15 protein-coding genes and 1 pseudogene are annotated in these 19,276 nt (G+C 57.7%); 2 read left to right on the top strand and 14 right to left on the bottom strand.

Annotation, left to right across the window (positions count from 1 at the left end):
• Window positions 1-70 precede the first annotated feature (70 nt).
• The 14 genes and pseudogenes from KQI10_RS09330 to KQI10_RS09265 all read right to left on the bottom strand — a co-directional run.
• Window positions 71-787 (bottom strand): annotated as a pseudogene (locus KQI10_RS09330) (MIP/aquaporin family protein); the annotation flags it as partial.
• Window positions 788-901: 114 nt separating this feature from the next.
• Complete coding sequence (gene glpK / locus KQI10_RS09325; protein WP_216567154.1) at window positions 902-2,395, bottom strand: glycerol kinase GlpK; 1,494 nt, start codon at window positions 2,393-2,395, stop codon at window positions 902-904.
• A 262-nt stretch (window positions 2,396-2,657) separates the two neighbouring features.
• Window positions 2,658-3,179 (bottom strand): TetR/AcrR family transcriptional regulator, encoded by a 522-nt coding sequence (locus tag KQI10_RS09320; RefSeq protein WP_216567153.1) that lies wholly within the window; start codon window positions 3,177-3,179, stop codon window positions 2,658-2,660.
• 11 nt (window positions 3,180-3,190) lie between these two features.
• On the bottom strand, window positions 3,191-3,754 hold the full coding sequence (locus KQI10_RS09315) for a glycerol-3-phosphate responsive antiterminator (RefSeq protein WP_216567152.1): 564 nt from the start codon (window positions 3,752-3,754) through the stop codon (window positions 3,191-3,193).
• Window positions 3,755-4,075: 321 nt separating this feature from the next.
• Entirely contained in the window at window positions 4,076-5,329 is a 1,254-nt protein-coding gene (locus KQI10_RS09310; RefSeq protein WP_216567151.1) for an ABC transporter permease, read from the bottom strand.
• Window positions 5,330-5,343: 14 nt separating this feature from the next.
• Window positions 5,344-7,065 carry a biotin/lipoyl-binding protein gene (locus KQI10_RS09305; protein ID WP_216567150.1) on the bottom strand — a complete coding sequence of 574 codons (1,722 nt, stop codon included), beginning with the start codon at window positions 7,063-7,065 and terminating at the stop codon, window positions 5,344-5,346.
• Complete coding sequence (locus KQI10_RS09300) at window positions 7,055-7,753, bottom strand: ABC transporter ATP-binding protein (protein WP_216567149.1); 699 nt, start codon at window positions 7,751-7,753, stop codon at window positions 7,055-7,057. Before KQI10_RS09300 ends, KQI10_RS09305 begins: the two co-directional genes overlap by 11 nt.
• On the bottom strand, window positions 7,754-9,142 hold the full coding sequence (locus tag KQI10_RS09295) for an efflux RND transporter periplasmic adaptor subunit (protein WP_216567148.1): 1,389 nt from the start codon (window positions 9,140-9,142) through the stop codon (window positions 7,754-7,756).
• Window positions 9,143-9,505: 363 nt separating this feature from the next.
• Window positions 9,506-9,844, bottom strand: coding sequence for a hypothetical protein (locus KQI10_RS09290; RefSeq protein ID WP_216567147.1), 339 nt, complete (start codon window positions 9,842-9,844; stop codon window positions 9,506-9,508).
• Between the two features lie 242 nt (window positions 9,845-10,086).
• The gene (locus KQI10_RS09285) at window positions 10,087-11,727 is read right to left on the bottom strand and encodes an ABC transporter ATP-binding protein (RefSeq protein ID WP_216567146.1); all 1,641 of its coding nucleotides are present in this window, start codon (window positions 11,725-11,727) and stop codon (window positions 10,087-10,089) included.
• A complete protein-coding gene (locus KQI10_RS09280) occupies window positions 11,720-13,459 on the bottom strand; it encodes an ABC transporter ATP-binding protein (RefSeq protein WP_216567145.1) in 1,740 nt (579 codons plus the stop codon). Before KQI10_RS09280 ends, KQI10_RS09285 begins: the two co-directional genes overlap by 8 nt.
• Window positions 13,449-13,925, bottom strand: a complete 477-nt coding sequence (locus KQI10_RS09275; protein ID WP_216567144.1) for a MarR family winged helix-turn-helix transcriptional regulator — start codon at window positions 13,923-13,925, stop codon at window positions 13,449-13,451. Before KQI10_RS09275 ends, KQI10_RS09280 begins: the two co-directional genes overlap by 11 nt.
• A gap of 204 nt (window positions 13,926-14,129) precedes the next feature.
• A complete protein-coding gene (locus KQI10_RS09270; protein WP_216567143.1) occupies window positions 14,130-16,016 on the bottom strand; it encodes an ABC transporter ATP-binding protein in 1,887 nt (628 codons plus the stop codon).
• Entirely contained in the window at window positions 16,009-17,790 is a 1,782-nt protein-coding gene (locus KQI10_RS09265) for an ABC transporter ATP-binding protein (protein WP_216567142.1), read from the bottom strand. Before KQI10_RS09265 ends, KQI10_RS09270 begins: the two co-directional genes overlap by 8 nt.
• Before the next feature lie 229 nt (window positions 17,791-18,019).
• Between KQI10_RS09265 and KQI10_RS09260 the strand changes: the two genes are divergently transcribed.
• Entirely contained in the window at window positions 18,020-18,454 is a 435-nt protein-coding gene (locus tag KQI10_RS09260; RefSeq protein ID WP_216567141.1) for a MarR family winged helix-turn-helix transcriptional regulator, read from the top strand.
• A 1-nt stretch (window position 18,455) separates the two neighbouring features.
• Window positions 18,456-19,232 (top strand): sulfite exporter TauE/SafE family protein, encoded by a 777-nt coding sequence (locus KQI10_RS09255; protein ID WP_216567140.1) that lies wholly within the window; start codon window positions 18,456-18,458, stop codon window positions 19,230-19,232.
• Window positions 19,233-19,276: the final 44 nt, after the last annotated feature.

Raw genomic sequence — 19,276 nt, 5'->3', positions numbered from 1 at the left:
AAAACCTTCCGGTAGGAGGGGTTGGGCTGCCCGACACTTACACTAAGAGCAGAAAATATTTACGCTTGCATTACCAGGGGATCACGTTGTACAGCAGGACTGCCACGATGCCGCCCAGAATGGGTCCTACGATGGGAACGACCAGGCCGTACTTGAAGTTGCTGTCGCCCTTGCCCTTGATGGGCAGGATGGCGTGGGCGATCCGGGGGCCCAGGTCACGGGCGGGGTTCAGGGCGTAGCCGGTCAGGCCGCCCAGGGACATGCCGATGGAAACGATGATGCCGAAGACCAGCAGCTTGCCGATGCCGGCGTCCAGGCCGGGAACCTGGTTCATGCCGCAGATGGCGAACACCAGAACGAAGGTGGCGATGGCTTCCTGCAGGATGTTGCGGCCGGTGTTGGGAACGGAGGGGCCGGTGGAGAAGACGCCCAGCTTGGTGCCGGGATCTTCCGTGGCGTCAAACTGATCCTTAAACAGGACGTAGACCAGGATACCGCCGACGATACCGCCCAGGATCTGCGCGATGATGTAGCCGGGAACCATGGCCCAGTCGAACATACCGCCGACGGCCAGCGCGATGGTCAGAGCGGGGTTGAAGCTGGCGCCGGAAGCCTGGCCGAAGATAAAGGCGGGAACCATAACGGCAAGGCCCCAGGCAATGGTGATCTGGATGGAGCCGGCGCCCTTCATGCCGGACTTATTCAGACTTACGTTGGCGACAACGCCGTCGCCCAACAGGATCAGGATCATAGTGCCCAAAAACTCAGCAATATACGGTAACATGAAATTGACCTCCCTAAATCATTGTCGCGGATTCTTTCTTCTGTTTCGATTTCGTTCCGTGGGATTTCCGGGGGGATACGCCCCCCGGAGAGAATTCGGGGATCGCGTAGGATATGCTCAGTCCTTTGCCCAGCCGTAAGCGCACTTCACGGCCTTGTTCCAGCCCTTGACCTTTTCGGCCCGCGCTTCCTCGCTGATCTCGGGATGGAAGACCCGGTCGATGGCCCGGTTGTGGACAACGTCTTCCTTGCTGGCCCAGTAGCCGACGGCCAGACCTGCCAGGTAGGCAGCGCCCATGGCGGTGGTCTCCACGCAGGTGGGACGCTGTACGGGGGCGCCGGAGATATCGGACTGCATCTGCATCAGCAGGTTGTTGGCGGAGGCACCGCCGTCCACATTCAGAGCCGCCAGCTTAATGCCGGAGTCGGCCTGCATGGCCACCAGAATGTCGTTGACCTGGTAGGCCAGGGATTCCATGGTGGCGCGGATGATGTGATTCTTGTTGACACCACGGGTGATGCCCACGATGGTGCCCCGGGCGTACTGATCCCAGTGGGGAGCGCCCAGGCCGGTGAAGGCGGGAACCACGTAGCAGCCGTTGGTATCCTTTACCTTGCCGGCATAGTACTCGGAGTCGGGTGCGGACTCGATGAGCTTCAGCTCGTCGCGCAGCCACTGAATGGCAGCGCCGGCCACGAAGACGGAGCCTTCCAGAGCGTACTCGACCTTGCCGTCCAGGCCCCAGGCGATGGTGGTGACCAGGCCGTTGCTGGAGAAGACGGGCTTCTCACCGGTGTTCATCAGCAGGAAGGCGCCGGTGCCGTAGGTGTTCTTGGCTTCGCCGGGATGGTAGCAGGCCTGGCCGAACAGAGCGGACTGCTGGTCGCCGGCCGCGCCGCCGATCTTGATGGGGCCGCCCAGCAGAGAGGGATCGGTCTCACCGTAGACACAGCTGGAGGGCATGGGCGTCGGCAGCATGCACTTGGGAATGTTCAGCTCCGCCAGGATCTCATCGTCCCATTCCAGGGTATTGATGTTGAAGAGCATAGTCCGGGAGGCGTTGGAATAGTCGGTGACATGGACTTTGCCGCCGGTCAGCTTCCAGATCAGCCAGGTCTCTACGGTACCGAACAGCAGTTCGCCCCGCTCTGCCCGCTCACGGGCGCCGGGAACGTTCTCCAGGATCCAGCGGATCTTGGTGCCGGAGAAGTAGGCATCGATGACCAGACCGGTCTTGGCCCGGAAGGTATCGGTCAGGCCCTTTTCCTTCAGGCTGTCGCAGTACTCACTGGTACGGCGGCACTGCCACACGATGGCATGGTAAACGGGCTCACCGGTGACCTTATCCCAGACGATGGCGGTTTCACGCTGGTTGGTGATACCGATGGCGGCAATGTCGGCAGCGGTGGCACCGATCTTCTGCATTGCTTCCACGGCTACGCCCAACTGGGTAGCCCAGATCTCATTTGCGTCGTGCTCCACCCAGCCGGGTTTGGGGAAGAACTGGGTGAACTCCCGCTGGGAGACGCTGCACATCTCGCCGTGCTCATTGAAGAGAATACAGCGATTGGAAGTTGTGCCGGCGTCCAGTGCCATGATGTACTTTGCCATGGAAAAGTCCTCCTTGTATGATAAAGATTTTACGCAGGGGATTTCTTTGAAACTCTGGACCGATCATCCGCGGCTGGGCAGCGGCTTCTGATGACCGCGTCAGAACTTTCTTACGCATTTGATTATATCAGACAAATTCCATTTCGTCATTAGACAAAATTTCGAAGTTGTCAAAAAGTACAATTATTTTTTTCGTCCATGTGGAATCTTGTTCAATCTGCACACAACCAATCTATGTGTTCCCCGGTGGAATAGAACTGCGCTATGCCGCATTGAAAACGGCGTACACCGCCCGGAACCGCTCCATAAAATCATCCACGTTCACCGCCTCCTGCCGGAGCAGCATGCCCTGAATGGAAAACAGGACGCTCTGGCAGATCACGTCCACCGCGACGCTGCGCTGGTCCCGGTCCTGGCCGGGGCGGTCCGGCAGCAGCCGATCCACCTGGGGGCGGACCTCCAGCAGCATAAGCGCGCACATTCTGTCGTCTCCCAGCTCCCGGGAGATCCGCCGCAGCAGGGGCTTCTGCTCTTTGAGCAGCGTCAGGCCCCGGCGGCACCAGCTTTCCGCGTCCTCCTCCGGGTCAAAGGCCAGAGGCGCGCAGACCTTCTGATAGACGATGAGCTGCAGAACATCGTTGATATCCTGATAGTGGTAATAAAAGCTCTGGCGGTTCATCTGGGTCAGCTCCATGACCTGTTGGACCGTCACACGGCTGCGGGGCTGGGCGGAGATCAGTTCCTCCACCGCGTCGGCGATCCGCTGCTTGGTATTGCTGCACATAAGCCCCTCCTTTACATCTGCCAGACGGCGCTTGCCGTACTGGAAATGGCCAAAGCCCCGGCGTCCAGCGCCTGAAGGACCTCCTGCTTCTCGGTGATGAGTCCCCCCGCCAGAACGGGAAGCCCCGTAAGCGCGCGCACCTTGCGGATGATGCCCGGCATAAGCCCCGGCAAAATGTCGATGGCGTCCGGCCGGAGGTTTTTGACGCTGAGCAGCGAATCCAGCGCCATGGAGTCGATGACGAAGACCCGGAAAATGGTGATCATCTGCAGCTCCTTGGCCCGCTGGATCATATTTACCCGGGTGGAGATAATGCCGTCCGCCCGGGTGGAATTCCGCAGGAAATCCACACAGACTTCCTTGCCGGACAGTCCGGTGATCAGGTCCGCATGGACGATGGCGGTTTTCCCCGCATCCTTGATGCGGCTGACGATGGGCCCGATGCTGCAGATATCCCCATAGAGCACAAACACGATCTGAACATCCGCCTTCAGGCAGCCCTCCAGTCCCGCGTCATCCCGGATGGCCGCAATGATCGGATTTCTCTGCAATGCCTGGTACAGTCCTGCATCCATTCGTTCAGTCCTCCCTTTTTCGCCTGCCGGATACAAAAAGAGCATGGAAAACAGACGGCGCCGTAAACTCCGTTTGTCCCCATGCTCATCACTCCGGGCAAAATATTCTATTTCCTCAAATCCACTCCTATTTTATCATCCGTGCATAAAAATTGCAAGAAAAAGCACGCTTCCTTTGTTGAAAATGTTGCACAAAATATTTTGCGCATTTTGGGTAAATTTGGAGTCCGGTTAAAACCGCTTCCCATTGAAATTTCCGCCCCTCCCCTTTCCCGGGAACGCAAAAAGGGCAGCCGCGAGGGCTGCCCTTGGAGGGATTTTTCAGACGCGCCGCAGGGCGTCGATGGGGTTCAGGTTTGCGGCCTTGGTGGCGGGCAGCAGACCGAAGATCACGCCGATAAGGGTGGAGAACACCACGGCAATGATGATCGCCGGAGCGCTGATGGCCACGGGGATCTGCATCAGGCCGGAGATCAGCTCCGCCAGGCCAATGCCCGTGAGCACACCGATGATGCCGCCGATGCTGGTCAGCACCGCCGCCTCCGTCAAAAACTGCAGCAGGATGCGCTTCTTCTTGGCGCCCAGGGCCTTTTTCAGGCCGATCTCGCTGGTTCGCTCGGTGACGGACACCAGCATGATGTTCATAACGCCGATGCCGCCTACCAGCAGGGAAATGCTGGCGATCCAGACCAGCTGGGTGTTGGTGGATTTGCTCATGTTCTGCAGCTGCTGGGCCTGCTCCAGCATATCGGCGCTGCGGTAGTCAAAGCCCGTATCCGTGCCGATGATCTGCTTTTCCGTCAGCAGATCCGCCGCCTTCTTGCCAACGGAGGCCATAACGTCCGTGTTCTTGACCTTGATGGCCACGCACTGGGGTTCGTCGAACTGATAAAGAGCCGGCCAGATGCTGTCCGGGAAGTAAATGCTGCCGGAACCGTCGTTGGCATAGAGGTAATAGTCGTTCAGGCTGTTGATGGTGGGGGTGAATTCCTCGGCGGGGCCGATGACGCCCACCACCGTGTAGACATCCGAACCGAATTCAATTTCCTTGCCCACGGGGTCCACGCCGCTGAAAAGGCTCTTGGCCGCGGTGCTGTCCACCAGGGCCACCTTCCGGAATTCGGTGTAGTCCTTTCCCGTAAAGCCCCGCCCGGAACGGATCTGCATACCGTAGGCGCTGAAATAGTGGCGGTCCACACCCAGCACGTTGCCGTTAAAGGCGGTATCCAGGTAGAAGAAGCCGTCCGTATAGCTGCGGGAATAGTACAGGGAAACCTCCTCGGCGCCGCTGATATTTTCCAGCTCCTGCCGGGTCTCCTCGGAAATGACCCTTACGGTGTCCGGCAGGGGATTCCAGCTCAGGTCGTACTCGTTGCCGTTCTGGTTCAGAGAAACCGTCACCACATTGTTGCCCGCGCCGATCAGGTTTTCCTTGATCTGCTCGTTGGTGCCCTTGATGGTGGAGACGATGGTGATGATGGCGGCGATGCCGATGATGATGCCCAGCATGGTCAGAATGCTGCGCAGTTTATGGCTCCAGATGCCCTCGAAGGCAAGATGAATATTTTCAAGCATATTGTCCTGCCTCCTTAGTTGCTGTCGTACAGTGTGGAGTAGTCGCCCTGCTCCGTGGGAACGCCGGGCTTGACGTTCTTGCCGTAGGGGAAGGCGATCAGATCATCCATGGTGATGCCGGAGAGGATCTGGGTGTAGCTGCCCCAGACGCTCTTGCCGGTGACCACGTCCCGCCGCTCCAGCTTGCCGTTTTCCCCCTGGACATACACAAAGCTGGCCCCCTGCTCCGTGCGCAGGAAGGGATTACTCAGGTAGATGCCGTCGGTGGAATCCGACAGGGAGTACTCCATATCCACGTAGTATCCGGGCACCAGGTCCGCGTCCTCGTCCACCAGCACGGTGAAGGGATAGAAGCTGGCGTTGGGATTGTTATTGCTGCTGTAATAGGTGGCGGTGGAGGGGAAGTCGCCGATGGACTGGACGGTGCCGGTGCAGGAGGTGCCGTTGCGCCAATCCGTAATGGTCACTTCGCTGCCAAGCTCCAGCTTGTCCCGCTCCAACTCGCTGACGGTGCCGGTGACATAGTAGCCGCCGCCGCCGGAGACCTTGATGATGGGGGTCTGGTTGGCCCGGGCCTCCTCTTCCGTCAGCACGGAGACCACGGTGCCGTCCACCTCGGCGTAGACGTTGCCGTCGTCCGCTTCTTTCTTGGCAATGTTGTACTCCGCCTCGGCGATCTTGATCTGGTACTCCACATCCAGGATCTTCTTCTGCTGCTCTTCCTTCATCCGGACGATCTCTTCCAGGGTGTAGGTGGGGCCGGGATCCGGCTCCGGATCAGGATCCGGTTCCGGCTCTGCCGGGCGGGTATAGTCGTAGCAGCCGGAGGCATCAAAGGGCACAAACAGGAAGCTGCCGCCGCTGAAATAGACGTGCATGCCCTGAAATACCGCATTGCTGCCCAGGGTCATATTGCCGGCGGTGGACTTGAGGATCATATAGTAGTCGGAAACGGCGTAGTCCTCCGGCGCGGGCTTCTTCGGCTCCGCAGGGGCCTCGCCCTTGTCGTCGGACGTATCTGCCTCCCAGGCGGCATAGGCCTGCTGATACGCGGCGTATGCCTCGTCGTAGGCGTTCAGCGCCTGGGTATAGCGGCAGCGCTGCAAAAAGCTTGCCATTTCCGCCGCCAGATCCGTATCCATGACCGTATTGGTCTTGGTCCAGAGGATCAGCGGGCTGTCGGTGCTGCTGCCGTCGGCCCCATAGGTATTCAACCACTCCTCCACGGCCACATCTCCCCGGGAACCGTAGTCCGGGTAGTGCTCGTAGCCGAAGAGCTCGCCCTGGCCGGAGCCGCCGGTGCCGCCGTCGTCCTGCCGGGGGGTATAGGGGGTGTAGTTCCGGATCTGCTGGAGTTTGTCCTGCTCGTCCTGGAGCTGCAGCTTCAGCTGCTCCACGGCCAGGCGCTTCTTTTCCAGGGCCAGATCCGTCAGGGTGGTATCGAAGGACAGCAGCAGGTCGCCCTTTTTGACCTTGTCCCCCTGCTTTACCTCCACCCCGGTGATGGTCTGGGTATCGGAGAGCATAACGGTCTGGATGTTGTCCGCCCGGACCAGTCCGGAGGTGGACTGGCGGTCGCCCCAGTAGTCCGTCATGCCGCAGATATCGAAATTGTAGACGTACACCGGCTTGCTGCCGCCCTTGGCGGCGGCGGCAAAAATGCCCGCCCCGATGCCGGCCACGGCCAGCACGGAAGCGCCGATGACAATGGCCTTCTTGGGTAACTTAAGCTTCATCTTCGCCGCCTCCTGTCTGGGTCGTCAGCAGCTCGCCGTCCAGAATGTGATAGACCTTTTTGGCCCGCTTGGCAATGTCCGGGTCGTGGGTGATCATGAGAATGGTCATGCCGTCGGCGCTGAGCTTGTCGAAAATATCCATGACCTGAGCGCCGGACTTGGTATCCAGGGCGCCGGTGGGCTCATCGGCTAAAAGCAGGGCCGGCTTTGTCACCATGGCCCGGGCAATGGCCACTCGCTGGCACTGGCCGCCGGACATCTGATTGGGCAGGAAGTGGATCCGGTCCTCCAGGCCCACAACGCCCAGGGATTCCGCCGCCCGCTCCCGGCGCTCCTTCAGGGGAACGTCGGCATACAGCAGGGGCAGGGCCACATTGTCCACGGCGTCCATTTTGGGCATCAGATAATAGCTCTGGAAGACAAAGCCGATGTACTTGTTCCGCACCTCGGCCAGGTCGTCATCCTTCAGGTCGTGCAGGTTTTTCCCGTCCAGCACGTATTCCCCGGAGGTTGGCACGTCCAGGCAGCCGATGATGTTCATCAAGGTGCTTTTGCCGGAGCCGGAGGGGCCCATAATGGCGATATAATCCCCCTGCTCCACCTCCAGGCAGACATTTTTCAACACCCGCACTGGCTCCTTGCCCTGGATATAGTCCTTGCAGATGTCGGTAAGCTTGAGAATGCTCACTTAGCCCACACCGCCTTCCGGTTCGGTCTCGGCGGCCTGGGATTCCTCGCCGACAACGGGGGTCTCCTCGGGTACGGAGACTTCGGCATTGTCCATACCGGCATCCACGCCGCCCATGTCCACGCCGTCCATGCCTGCGTCCACGCCGCCCATGTCCGCGCCGTCCATACCGGCATCCATGCCGCCCATGTCAACGCCGCCGTCCATACCGGCATCCATGCCGTCCATGCCTTCGCCGCCCTCTTCTTCCTCATAGGTCACGGGGGTGTGGCTGGTGGGCGCGCCCACATGGCAGTACTGCTCGTCCGGGAAGGCAATGTAATCCGTCTCGGCAAGGCCGTCGGTGACAACGTAGTTGTCCGTATTCTCATTGTAGCTGCCCAGGGTGACGGCCCGCTTTTCCAGCTTGCCGTGGCTGTTCTCCGCCCAGACGTAGGCGCTGCCGTCGTCCTCATAGCAGAGATAGGCGCTGCTGACGATGACGCCGGTCTCGTCGTCCCCCTCGGTATAGCGCTCCATGTACAGGTGCTGGCCCATGATGAGGCCGTCTACGCTGTCCAGCTCCACATAGAAGGGGTATTTGCTGGCCATATTGGAGGAGTCGCTGCCGATGATATAATAGCCGTTATTGTCGTTCTTCACCGGGTTTTCATAGTCCACCAGGGTCACGGTGCCGTACCAGACCTTGCTGCTGTCCTGCCGGGAGGTGAGCTTGATGCGGTCGCCCTCAGAGATCGTGCCCTGCTGCAGCTCGCCGATGGTGCCCTTCACCCGGTAGGCGCCCGCCTGCTGGATGGTGATATAGGCGGCGGGGTTGCCCTGGCTGTCGGTGCCGCTTTCGTTGATGGACTGGATGCGGCCCGCCACGGGGGCGGTGATGGTGGCGTTCTCCAGCAGCTGCTTGGCCTTCTCCAGTTCCGCCTCTTTGGTCTTCAGGTTCAGCTCCGCTTCCTTCTGGCTGACCTGGGCGGACTGGATCTGGATGGTATACTGGAGCTTCTGGTTGGCGCCGACCTTTTCCCGCTCCCGTTCCAGCTCGCCGATCTGGGTATCATAGTCCTCCAGGCTGGCGCTGAGCTGCTCCCGCTCCAGATCCAGCTTGTCCGCATTCAGCTGCAGCTGATCCGTATCGTAGGAAAACAAAGGGTCGCCTTCCTTGACGTCCTGGCCTTCCTTGACCATCAGCTCCGCCACCTGCTTGTCACTGTCTTTTTTGATCTCCGTCAGATTCTCGGATACCACCAGTCCGGAAAACCGGTCCTGAGAGGATACTCCCGTCAGGCTGGAGACCTGCTGTACATACACAGCCTTGTCCTTGCTGCCGCAGCCGGTCAGAACCAGCCCCAGGGCCAGGCACAGGGCAGCGGCAGAAGCAATTGTCCGTTTCATATTCAAATCCTCCTATGAAAAAGGGTCTTTTCTCACGCTCCAATCATACGAAAATCGAGTTCAAAAGTCAACGCCCCGCAGGTTAAATCTTCTTTAAGGTTTTGGCAGCGTGTCAAAAAAGCCTCGCAGAGTTTGCCGACGGAAGTCGGCAAATAAAGTTAAATCATTTTCTGTCGGGGCGTGTACCTGGGAGTTAATGTGTAAAGGGGGCTTTTTGCTCTCTAATACACAACGGCTGGCGGCTCATTTGTGGTAAAGTGAATCAACCAACCGAAAGAAGGACAGACGAAAAACAAACAGGGACATGACGTGCCGATGGGCAATCATGTCCCTATTTTACAGTCCTACAAATAAGAAGTTTTCTTAGTGTTTTCTCTTTATGAGCATAGAAATCAGCATAGCTACGATTCCCAAGAATAAGTAAACCAACGCATATAATATAAATGCTTTTTCGCCCATATCAAAAAACAACCATGTTCCAGCAAGAAAGAATAACGCTGTAAGAACTGGCGACACCCATAATTTTTTTATATCCTTACCAGCATATACTCCAGCACAAATTGCGTAAATTGGATTCACTGCAAAAAACAGAATAAAGCAAGCTGCCATTCCACCATCGCCTGGTATAAAGGTAACTGCAAGCCAAGGCAATGCCAACATAATTACTACCAACGATATTATCCAAGGCACAAGTTTTTTCACAAGCTCATGGCTCCTTTCCAAATCAAAATTAGTCGCTTCGTCAATCCTATTGAAATTATAACACACAGAGGAAACGGCTTCAAGCTGTCCTTATCCCTTGGAATAAATATTCTACTGACAGAAAATACATCTCAGGCTGCAAGTGTGCGAATTGTTCGCCATAGGCGAACAATTCGAGCACGCAGCAGACTGCGACAGTCTGAAAAGGGGCGGCAAGTTGCTGCCCCCTTTTGGGTGTTCTTTTACGCCTGCGGCGTGACTGTTACGATGCGGCCGGTGCGGGCGGAGGCGCGGTGGGATATGGAGATCACGGTGCGGTTCTCGGAAACCCGGTTCAGTGCCTCCAGAACCATGTGCTCCGTTTCCGCGTCCAGGTTGGCGGTGATCTCGTCCAGCAGCAGCAGCTTTGGATCCGTCACTGCCGCCCGGGCGATGGACAGCAGCTGCCACTGGCCCTGGGAGAACAGTTCCGGGGCGCAGGGGGTATCGAAGCCTTTGTCCAGAGCCTCAATGGTTTTCAAAAGGCCCACCAGCTCCGCGGCTTTGCGAACCTGCGCCTCCGTGATTCGGTCATCATACAGCGTGATCTGCTCCCGGACGGTACCGGGGACCATATGGAAGCTCTGCTCCACATAGCCGATCAGGTACCGCTTATCCCCCTCGGGGATCTTCTCCGCCGGGATGCCGAAGAGCAGCGCCTGCCCTGCCTTGGGCGGGTACAGCCCCAGCAGCAGCTTCAGCACCGTGCTCTTGCCCGCGCCGGTCCTGCCAGCCAGGGTCACCTGCTCCCCGGCTTCCACCCGCAGGGAGACATTTTGCAGCACATCCTTTTCGTCATAGCCGAAGGTCACGTTCCGCAGCTCCGCGGCGGCGGCTCCAGATACCGGCTCTGTGGTTTCCGGCGGCATGCTCCGCTCCGGCTCGGCCAGAATTTCGTCAATGCGCCGCACGCCCGCCATGGCGGACTGAATGGCCTGAATTTCCATACCCAGACTCTCCACAGGGGTGAATATCTGGCTGATGTAGCCGATGACCGCCACCGCTGTACCGGCAGACATACCGAAGACCCGCAGCACCGAGGCATCCCCCGTAGCGGACAGCAGCATAACGATGCCAACCATCAGCGCATTCAGGATCAGAATAATCGGGGAATAAATGGCGTCATAGAAGTTGGTCTTCTCCATGGCCCCGTAGCTCTGGCCAATGAAGCAATCGTAGCGGGCGCACATATAGCGCTCCTTGCCCAGAGCATGGATGGTGCGGATATTGTGCAGCGTCTGGGGTACAAAGGCAGAGGCCCGGCCCACGGCCCTTCTGTTTTCCAGCTGAGCCTTCAGCATATTCTTCTGCACATACCGTGTGAAGGCAAACAGTACCGGCAGCAGGCACAGCAGCACAAGGCACAATCCCGGATTCTTCCGGCTCAGCACTGCCAGAATGCTGACGATTTTGCACAGGTCGGCAAACATGCTGATGATGCCCGCGCTGAACAGGTTTTCCACCGTATCCACATCGCCAACGAACCTGGCGGCCAACTCGCCGGGATCCCGGACGGCCAAAGCGCCGGAGGTCAGGCGGGTCAGCTTTTCCATCATGCGGCTGCGCAGACCATGGGTGATCTTCTGGCCGAAGACGGTCAGAAGGCTCTCCCGGGCGGATTCCAGCAGCCCCGTCAAAGCCAGAAGGCCAAAATACAGCACCACATTGCCGAGGGACGCGGCCACGCCGGAGGTCAGATCGTCCACGATTTTCGCCAGCAGCAGCGGGGGCAGCAAAGCCGAAACCACAGCGCCCACCACCGTAACCAGTATGGCAAGGGAAAGGCATGTCTGGTGCTTCACCGTCTCCAGAAGCACGGTGCGGATATTCTTCACGTTACGCATGGACCTTGCCTCCCTCCTGCTCTGCCATGAGAGCGGCGTACTCGGGCAGCTTTTGCAGCAATTCTTCATGGGTCCCGGCGGTCACACGGCCCGCCTCCATCCAGAGCACCTGGTCAAATTCCGGGAACAGGTACAGCCGGTGGGAGATCAGCAGCACAATGCTGTCCCCCGCGATCTCCCGCAGGGATGCAAATATCTGTTTTTCCGTGGGACGGTCCAATGCCGAAAAGGGGTCGTCCAGAATAAGCACCGGGCGCTTGTGGTACAAAGTCCGCGCCAGTGCCAGCCGCTGGGCCTGACCACCGGAAAGGCGATGGCCTTCAGGACCCACCAGAGTATCAAGGCCCAGTTCCATTTCCGCCACTTCCCGGTCCAGCCGCACCGCCCGCAGGTATGGCATAGGGTCTTTCGTATCACCCATGCAGATGTTTTCCTTTACGGAGGCGCTGAGCAGCTCCGGGTCATGGCCCAGGTAGCCGAAGACAGCGCTGCGCTGCTCCTTCGTCAGTTCCCGGTCCTCCTGTCCGGCGAAGGTAATGGAACCACTGTAGGGCAGCTCACAGAGAAATGCCTTGCCCAAGGTGGATTTTCCGCAGGCCACCGGCCCCGTAACGCCGATGATCTGCCCGGGTTTGGCAGAGAAGCTCACATCATGCAGTAGCTCCTCTGCCCCGGGGTAGGCAAAGCACAGATTTTCCACATTCAGTGTGGCCGGTGCTTCCGGGGTCACGGATTCCGGCAGTTCCTCTTCTTGTCCCGCCAGAATGGGCTTGACCCTCCGCCAGGACACCTGGGCCTTATGCACCGCGTTGAATAGCTTTGCCGCGCTTGAGGCTTTTTTTGCCAGCTTCGTAAAGCAGGCGAGGAAAGTGGTAAAGGCCGCGATATCCCAACTGCTCCAGCCGGTGCCCGTTACGTTTTTCTGGCCGAACCAAACAAGAAACGGCACGCCCAGCAGGGCAATGGAACGGTAAATGGGCGTCATTGCCGTGTTCCAGACGTTGGCCCGGATGGCGGCGCTTTCGTAGGAGTCCAGGTTCTGCTCATAGGCCAGACGCCTGTCTTCCTCCCTGCCGAAGACCCGGTAGGTCAGGGCGTTTCTCGCCCGGTCCAATGTGGCGGCGTTCAGAGCGGCAGCCTGCTCCTTGCCGCGTTCGCCGGTTTTCTGAACGACCCTCTTCAGCTTCTCCGCCGCGGCGTAGGAAATGGGCGGGAAAACCATGCAGATCAGGGCCAGCCGCCAGTCGTAGCACAGCAGCATGCAGCCATAGGCAAGCAACGCAACGCCTGTATCGAACAGTTCCGTGGTGAACTTACGCATACCCTCCACACAGTCGTCCACATCGCTGATGGCCTTGGTCATGACGCTGCCCGCCCCCTCTGCCGTCAGGCTCTCCCGGCTCCGGGTCACCAGCTTTGCATAGAGAATCTGCTTCATGCGGCGGCTGACGTTGTTGGCAAACCGGCGGACATAAAACCGCTTGAAATACCGGCTTCCCTGGACGATCAGAACCGTCACCACATAACACAGGGCCAGCACGGCCATCCGCTTCATTGTGCCGCTGCCCGTGAGGATATCCACAAGCTCACCGGTCATCTTGCCCTCAAACCAGGGCCCCGCCAGCAGGCCGATATTGTAAATCAGGCCGGAGGCAGTCACAAAAAGCAGCACCTTCCACTCTGCCAGGAAGTAATCCTTTACCCGGTCCGGCCGAAAGGTCTTATCCCTCATGCTCTTCCTCCTTTTCCAGCAGTTCCGCCACATCCCGGAAATCCGCCTGCCGTTGGGCCTTGCTCTTCCGGTATAGCTTATCCAGCGTCCGGCAGAATTGTTTCCGTTCTTCTTCCTCCAGGTCAGACAGCAGCCAGGTGTAGAACACTTCCTCAATATGGGCCTTGGAATTCCGCAGCCCCTCCGCCGCCTCGGTGGCGTACAGCAGCTGACTGCGCCCATCGGCGGGATTGGGTCTGCGGATCAGATAGCCCTTGTTCTCCAGACTGGCCACCCGTTTGGCTGCCGCCCCCTTGTCCATATTCAGCGCCTGTACCACCTGGGTCTGGGTCATGCCGGGATTGTGCCGCACCAGATGGATCACGTCAAACTCCGCCGTGCCCACGCCCTCCCGGCGCATGCTCCGCACGGTGAACTTCCCCACCTCCCGGGCAATTTTGGTAATCTTCCTGCCGGCTGCGTCCATATATTGATTTCTCCTTTTGTTGTATGTTCAACTAACTAGATGATAGCACAACCAGTTTCTGATGTCAATGCCTGCCGGATACAGATTGCTTCTTCCGGTTATCACGGAGCGGCAAGACCGATCGGACCGCCGCGAAAAAATTTCAGGGGCGGCAGATTGCCGCCCCTGATGGGAAACCTGTTTTGCGCCAGCTCCGGTAGGAGCTTAGCTTTTCTGGAGCTGCTGTTTGCGGAACTGGAGAGTATAGAGCTGGTAGTACCTGCCCTTCAGATGCAGAAGCTCCTGATGGGTGCCCTGCTCCATGATCTCGCCGTGGGACAGCAGAATAATGTTGTCCGCGTGCTGGATGGTGCTCAGGCGATGTGCCACGATCAGCATGGTGCCGATGTTCTTCATCTTCTCCAGAGAGTCCTGAATGAGGACCTCTGTCTCCGTATCGATGTTGGCGGTGGCCTCGTCCAGAATCATGACGGAGGGCTTATGCAGGATGGTCCGGGCGAAGCTCAGCAGCTGCCGCTGTCCGGCGGAGAAGTTGTTGCCCTGCTCCCGGACAGTCTCGTCCAGACCGCCGTCCAGCTTTTTGATGAAGCCTTCGGCGTTCACATACCGGCAAGCCTGCCAAACGTCCTCGTCCGTTACATTATCGGACCGCAGAACAATGTTGCTGCGGATGTCTCCCGCGAACAGGAACACATCCTGAAGCATCTGGCCGAAATGGCTGCGCAGAGAGGCGATCCTGATGTGTCTGATGTCGATGCCGTCAATCAGGATCTGGCCCTTCTGGATATCGTAATTCCGGCAAATCAGGTTCAGAATGGTGGATTTTCCGGAACCGGTCGCGCCCACAAAGGCCACGGTCTGTTTGGGGTATACATGGAAGGAAACGCCCTTCAGAACCCATTCGCCGGGGTTGTAAGCAAACCATACATCTTTGAACTCAATTTCGCCCTTGATCTCCTTCAGCTCAATGGCATCCGGCTCATCCACCACCTCGGGAACCATGTCCAGAATGGTGAATATTTTCTCCGCCGCGGCAAAGGACTGCTCCAGCATATCAAACTGCTCCGCCAGAGCCTGAATGGGATTAAAGAACCGGGAGATATACATATAGAACGCGACCACGGTTTCGCTGGTAATGATCTGGCCCAGGAACGTCGTGTCCTGGATATAGCCCTTGCAGCCGATATAGAAGAGGAACAGATTGGAAGTGACGAACAGCATATACACCATGGGCCGGAAAATGCCGAAGACGAACATCCGGTTCATCTTGGTCTTTTCCAGGCGCTTGCTGCGGACCAGAAATTCGTCCATTTTCCGCTGTTCCTGATTGAAGATCTGGGTAACCTTCATGCCGGAGAGGTTTTCGGACAGGTAGGTGTTCACGTCCGTCCGGGCGTTATTGACCGTGCGGTGGACATGGCGCGAGAACTTCTGGAAGATGATGGTAAAGAGCACCAGAAACGGTACAAAGCACAGGACCATCAGCGTCAGAGCGTAGTTCAAAATCAGCATTGCCGCCAGCACACCGATGATCACCAGAGAGTTCTTCGCCAGGGTCACCAGAATGTTGGTGAACAGATAGCTGATGGAGTTAGGGTCATTGGTGACTCTCGTCACCAGCTTGCCCACGGGGATCTGGTTCAGCTGCGCGTGGGACAGCTTCTCAATGTGGGTGAAGGTATCCAGACGGATCTGAGACAGGATTTTCTGGCCGGTCTTCTGCAAAATCATTGCCTGGAAATAGGTGCAGACCATGGATACCACCAGAATGCCCGCATATACAGCCACCAGAGAATAGAGCTGAGAAAGCTCGAAGTTCTTCTTGATGGTGCCCTGAATGTCCGCCACCAGCAGGGGCGACACCACGTCATAGGCGATGGACACCAGCATAATGATAAATACGATGAAAAAGTCCTTTTTATAGGGCTTGGCATAGCTGAGCAGCCGCCTGATGATCTCGCCGTCGGACATATGCCGCTCGCTGGTCTCCGCTTTGGTCTTGCGTTTCAAGACGGCATAGGCCGCCAGGAACAGGATCGTAAACATGCCGATCACGGCGCAGACGATGAGCAGAGGAAGATACTCACACATTGACCGCACCTCCTTCTTCCTCCAGCCGCTGCAGGTCTACCATCTTGCGGTAGGCTGGGTTGGTTGCGTACAGATGGTCATGGGTGTCAAAGCCCGCAAGACGGCCGCCCTCAATAAACAGCACCTTGTCCATCTGCTCAACGGTGGAAATGCGGTGGGCAATGAGAATGGTGGTCTTGCCAGCCCGGGTGGCGCGCAGATTGTCCAGAATGGCCTTTTCCGTCTTAGTGTCCACCGCGGACACGGAATCGTCCAGAATCAGAATGGGAGCGTCCTTCATCAGTGCCCGGGCAATGGAGATACGCTGCTTCTGGCCGCCGGAGACGGTAACGCCCCGCTCGCCCAGTACGGTCTGGTAGCCCATCTGGAATTCGGAGATGTTCCCGTCGATGTCCGCCAGCTTGGCGGCCCGGCGGATCTCCTCGGAGACGGTTTCGGACTTGCCGAAGGCGATGTTGTTCTCAATGGTATCCGAGAACAGGAAATTGTCCTGGGGCACATAGCCGCAGGCATCACGGACGGAGCGGATGGACAGATCGTTCACATCCTTGCCGTCCAGGAACAGCTGGCCATCGCTTACATTATAGGTACGCAGGATCAAATCCACCAGCGTGGTCTTGCCGGAGCCGGTTTTGCCAAGCAGACCGATGCTCTCGCCGGGATGGATGGTAAAGGACACATGCTCCAGAGCGGGTACGTCTCCGTCGGGATAGGTAAAGCTCAGGTCCCGGAACTCGATCTCACCCTTTGGATCCGTCAGCTGCTGAACACCGGGGCGGTCGAAGACATTTCTGGGTGCGTCCAGCAGCTCACTGATGCGCTTCAGAGACGCCTTGCCCCGGGATGTCATGTCGATCAGGTCGGCCACAGCCATAATGGGCCAGACCACGGCGTTGAAATAGCCGATGAACTCCATAAGCTGACCGGCGTTGAACTGTCCCCTGTACACCAGATAGCCGCCGTAGCCCAGAATCACACAGATAACGCTTTCCACAAAAGTCATGACCAGAATCCGCAGCAGAACGGCGGTCTTGGTGAAGTCAATGTTGGAAACCTCGCTGTCCCGGTTCAGCTTTTCAAAGGCCATCAGCTCCTTGGCCTCCTTCACAAAGGCCTTGATGACTGCGATACCGGAAAAGCTCTCCTGGGCAAAGTCGGACAGATCGGAGAAGCACTTCTGCCGGTAGTCCCACTTTCTGGTCATGTTTTTGCCCACCAACGTAGCGCTGGCGAACAGCAGGCCCATGGGAATCAGGGACAGAACGGTAAGCAGATGGTCCATGCGCCACATTTTGGTAATGGCCAGAGAGCACAGAATGATGGGGTCAAAGAACTGCATGAAGCCCCAACCATAGCACTCCTGAACGGTATCCAGGTCGTTGGTAAACAGACTCATCAGGTTGCCGACTTTGTTCACCTGATAGTATTCCCGGCTCAGATCCTCCGCATGGCGGAACATCTTGTCCCGCAGGTCGGTTTCCACCTTGGTTGCCGCGCCGAAGATGGCAACGCGCCACAAAAAGCGGCCGAAGACAATGGCAAGAATAATTCCCACCATGGGCATGCAGATCCGGTCCAGCAGAAACGCCATATCAAAGGGTATCTGAACGCCGTTTTCCACAATATACCCCTGATTCAGGCCGTTGATGACCAGCTGATAGATCTCAGGCACCTTCAGCTGCAGATAGTCCACAGTAAACAGCGCCAGCAGACCCGCCAGCAGCGCCAGTGCGTACCTGCGGTAATAGACGTTGATATGCTTGCCGAAAATCAAGAAAATCCCTCCCTCTCTTTTCCTCCAAAATCGCCCCCGGAACGGAGTATTCCGGGAGCGGCGGACAAATTTCCACTATCATAGCACAAACATTCGTTTTGTGCAAGAAGAATTGTTAAAAAAGTTTTACCTGTACGTTCTTCCAAAAACGCCTGTTGACATTTTCCCTTCCCTGTGCTATCATTTAGTTCAAACGTGAATAATTCAAATTTGAACAAAGGAGCATCCCATGCATTTTGTCTACGAACTCACCCGCAAAATCCTGGCGGGCTACGATCAGGTCTGCGGCCAGTTCTGCCATGAGCAGGACATTGCCCGAACTTCTTTTGACATTCTGCTGTTTCTGGCCAACAATCCGAAATGCGACACCGCCCGGGACATTGTGGAAGTGCGGCATTTGAAGGCCAATCTGGTTTCCATCCACCTGGACCGGCTGGAGGCAGAAGGATACATCACCCGCGCCTCCGTGCAAGGCGACCGCCGGAAGCGGGCGCTGCGCCTGACAGAAAAAGCCGCCCCCATCATAGCGGCAGGCCGGAAATTACAGCGGGACTTCTTTGCCCGGTTGGAGGAAAACGTAAATGACGCCGACAAGGCCGCCCTTCTGCGGGCCTTGGAGACCATGAACCAAAATATGGATAAACTATTGGAGGAACGGAACTGAAATGCAGATTTTATTCACCATTCTCGTCATCTTTTTCGCCGGTATGGGCGCAGGGCTCGGCACAGGCTTTGCCGGCATGAGCGCCGCGGCGGTCATCAGCCCCATGCTCATCACCTTTTTACACATGGACCCCTATATGGCCGTGGGTATCGCCCTCTCCTCAGACGTGCTGGCCAGTGCCGTATCCGCCTACACCTACGGGAAAAATAAAAATCTGGACATCCGCAACGGCCTGATTATGATGGTCTCCGTGCTGACCTTCACCGTCATCGGCAGCTATATCGCCAGTCTGGTGCCCTCCCGGACCATGGGCAGTTTTTCCGTTTTCATGACCTTCCTGCTGGGCGTGAAGTTTATTGTCCGTCCCGTCATGACCACCAAGGAGGCCATGCAGGGAGTGTCTCCCAGAAAGCGGGCCATTCAGTCCCTGGTTTGCGGCTGCCTGATTGGCTTTATCTGCGGCTTTGTCGGAGCCGGCGGCGGCATGATGATGCTGCTGATTCTGACCAGCGTTCTGGGCTATGAGCTGAAGACCGCTGTGGGCACCAGCGTATTCATCATGACCTTTACGGCCCTCACCGGCGCCGTTTCTCACTTCACCATCGGCGGCGCTCCGGACTGGACAGTCTTCGCTCTGTGCGTTGTATTCACCCTGCTCTGGGCCCGCATCGCCGCGGTCTTTGCCAACAGAGCAACACCCAAGACTCTGAACCGGGCCACCGGCGTGATTCTGGTGGTACTGGGTCTGGTGGTACTGATTTTCGGCGCGATGGCATAAAAAATTCCCGCGGTATATCCGGCCGGAAATTCCGGTCTCGATGC

The sequence above is a fragment of the Pseudoflavonifractor sp. MSJ-30 genome (assembly GCF_018918045.1).
Lineage (GTDB): Bacteria > Bacillota > Clostridia > Oscillospirales > Oscillospiraceae > Faecousia.
This window is presented reverse-complemented; position numbering and strand designations above follow the sequence as displayed.

What these genes read in the sequence shown, in the direction of transcription:
- glpK (WP_216567154.1), bottom strand. Translation starts at nt 2,395, where the DNA reads ATGGCAAAGTACATCATGGCACTGGACGCCGGCACAACTTCCAATCGC.
- KQI10_RS09320 (WP_216567153.1), bottom strand. Translation starts at nt 3,179, where the DNA reads ATGTGCAGCAATACCAAGCAGCGGATCGCCGACGCGGTGGAGGAACTG.
- KQI10_RS09315 (WP_216567152.1), bottom strand. Translation starts at nt 3,754, where the DNA reads ATGGATGCAGGACTGTACCAGGCATTGCAGAGAAATCCGATCATTGCG.
- KQI10_RS09310 (WP_216567151.1), bottom strand. Translation starts at nt 5,329, where the DNA reads ATGCTTGAAAATATTCATCTTGCCTTCGAGGGCATCTGGAGCCATAAA.
- KQI10_RS09305 (WP_216567150.1), bottom strand. Translation starts at nt 7,065, where the DNA reads ATGAAGCTTAAGTTACCCAAGAAGGCCATTGTCATCGGCGCTTCCGTG.
- KQI10_RS09295 (WP_216567148.1), bottom strand. Translation starts at nt 9,142, where the DNA reads ATGAAACGGACAATTGCTTCTGCCGCTGCCCTGTGCCTGGCCCTGGGG.
- KQI10_RS09285 (WP_216567146.1), bottom strand. Translation starts at nt 11,727, where the DNA reads ATGCGTAACGTGAAGAATATCCGCACCGTGCTTCTGGAGACGGTGAAG.
- KQI10_RS09280 (WP_216567145.1), bottom strand. Translation starts at nt 13,459, where the DNA reads ATGAGGGATAAGACCTTTCGGCCGGACCGGGTAAAGGATTACTTCCTG.
- KQI10_RS09275 (WP_216567144.1), bottom strand. Translation starts at nt 13,925, where the DNA reads ATGGACGCAGCCGGCAGGAAGATTACCAAAATTGCCCGGGAGGTGGGG.
- KQI10_RS09270 (WP_216567143.1), bottom strand. Translation starts at nt 16,016, where the DNA reads ATGTGTGAGTATCTTCCTCTGCTCATCGTCTGCGCCGTGATCGGCATG.
- KQI10_RS09260 (WP_216567141.1), top strand. Translation starts at nt 18,020, where the DNA reads ATGCATTTTGTCTACGAACTCACCCGCAAAATCCTGGCGGGCTACGAT.
- KQI10_RS09255 (WP_216567140.1), top strand. Translation starts at nt 18,456, where the DNA reads ATGCAGATTTTATTCACCATTCTCGTCATCTTTTTCGCCGGTATGGGC.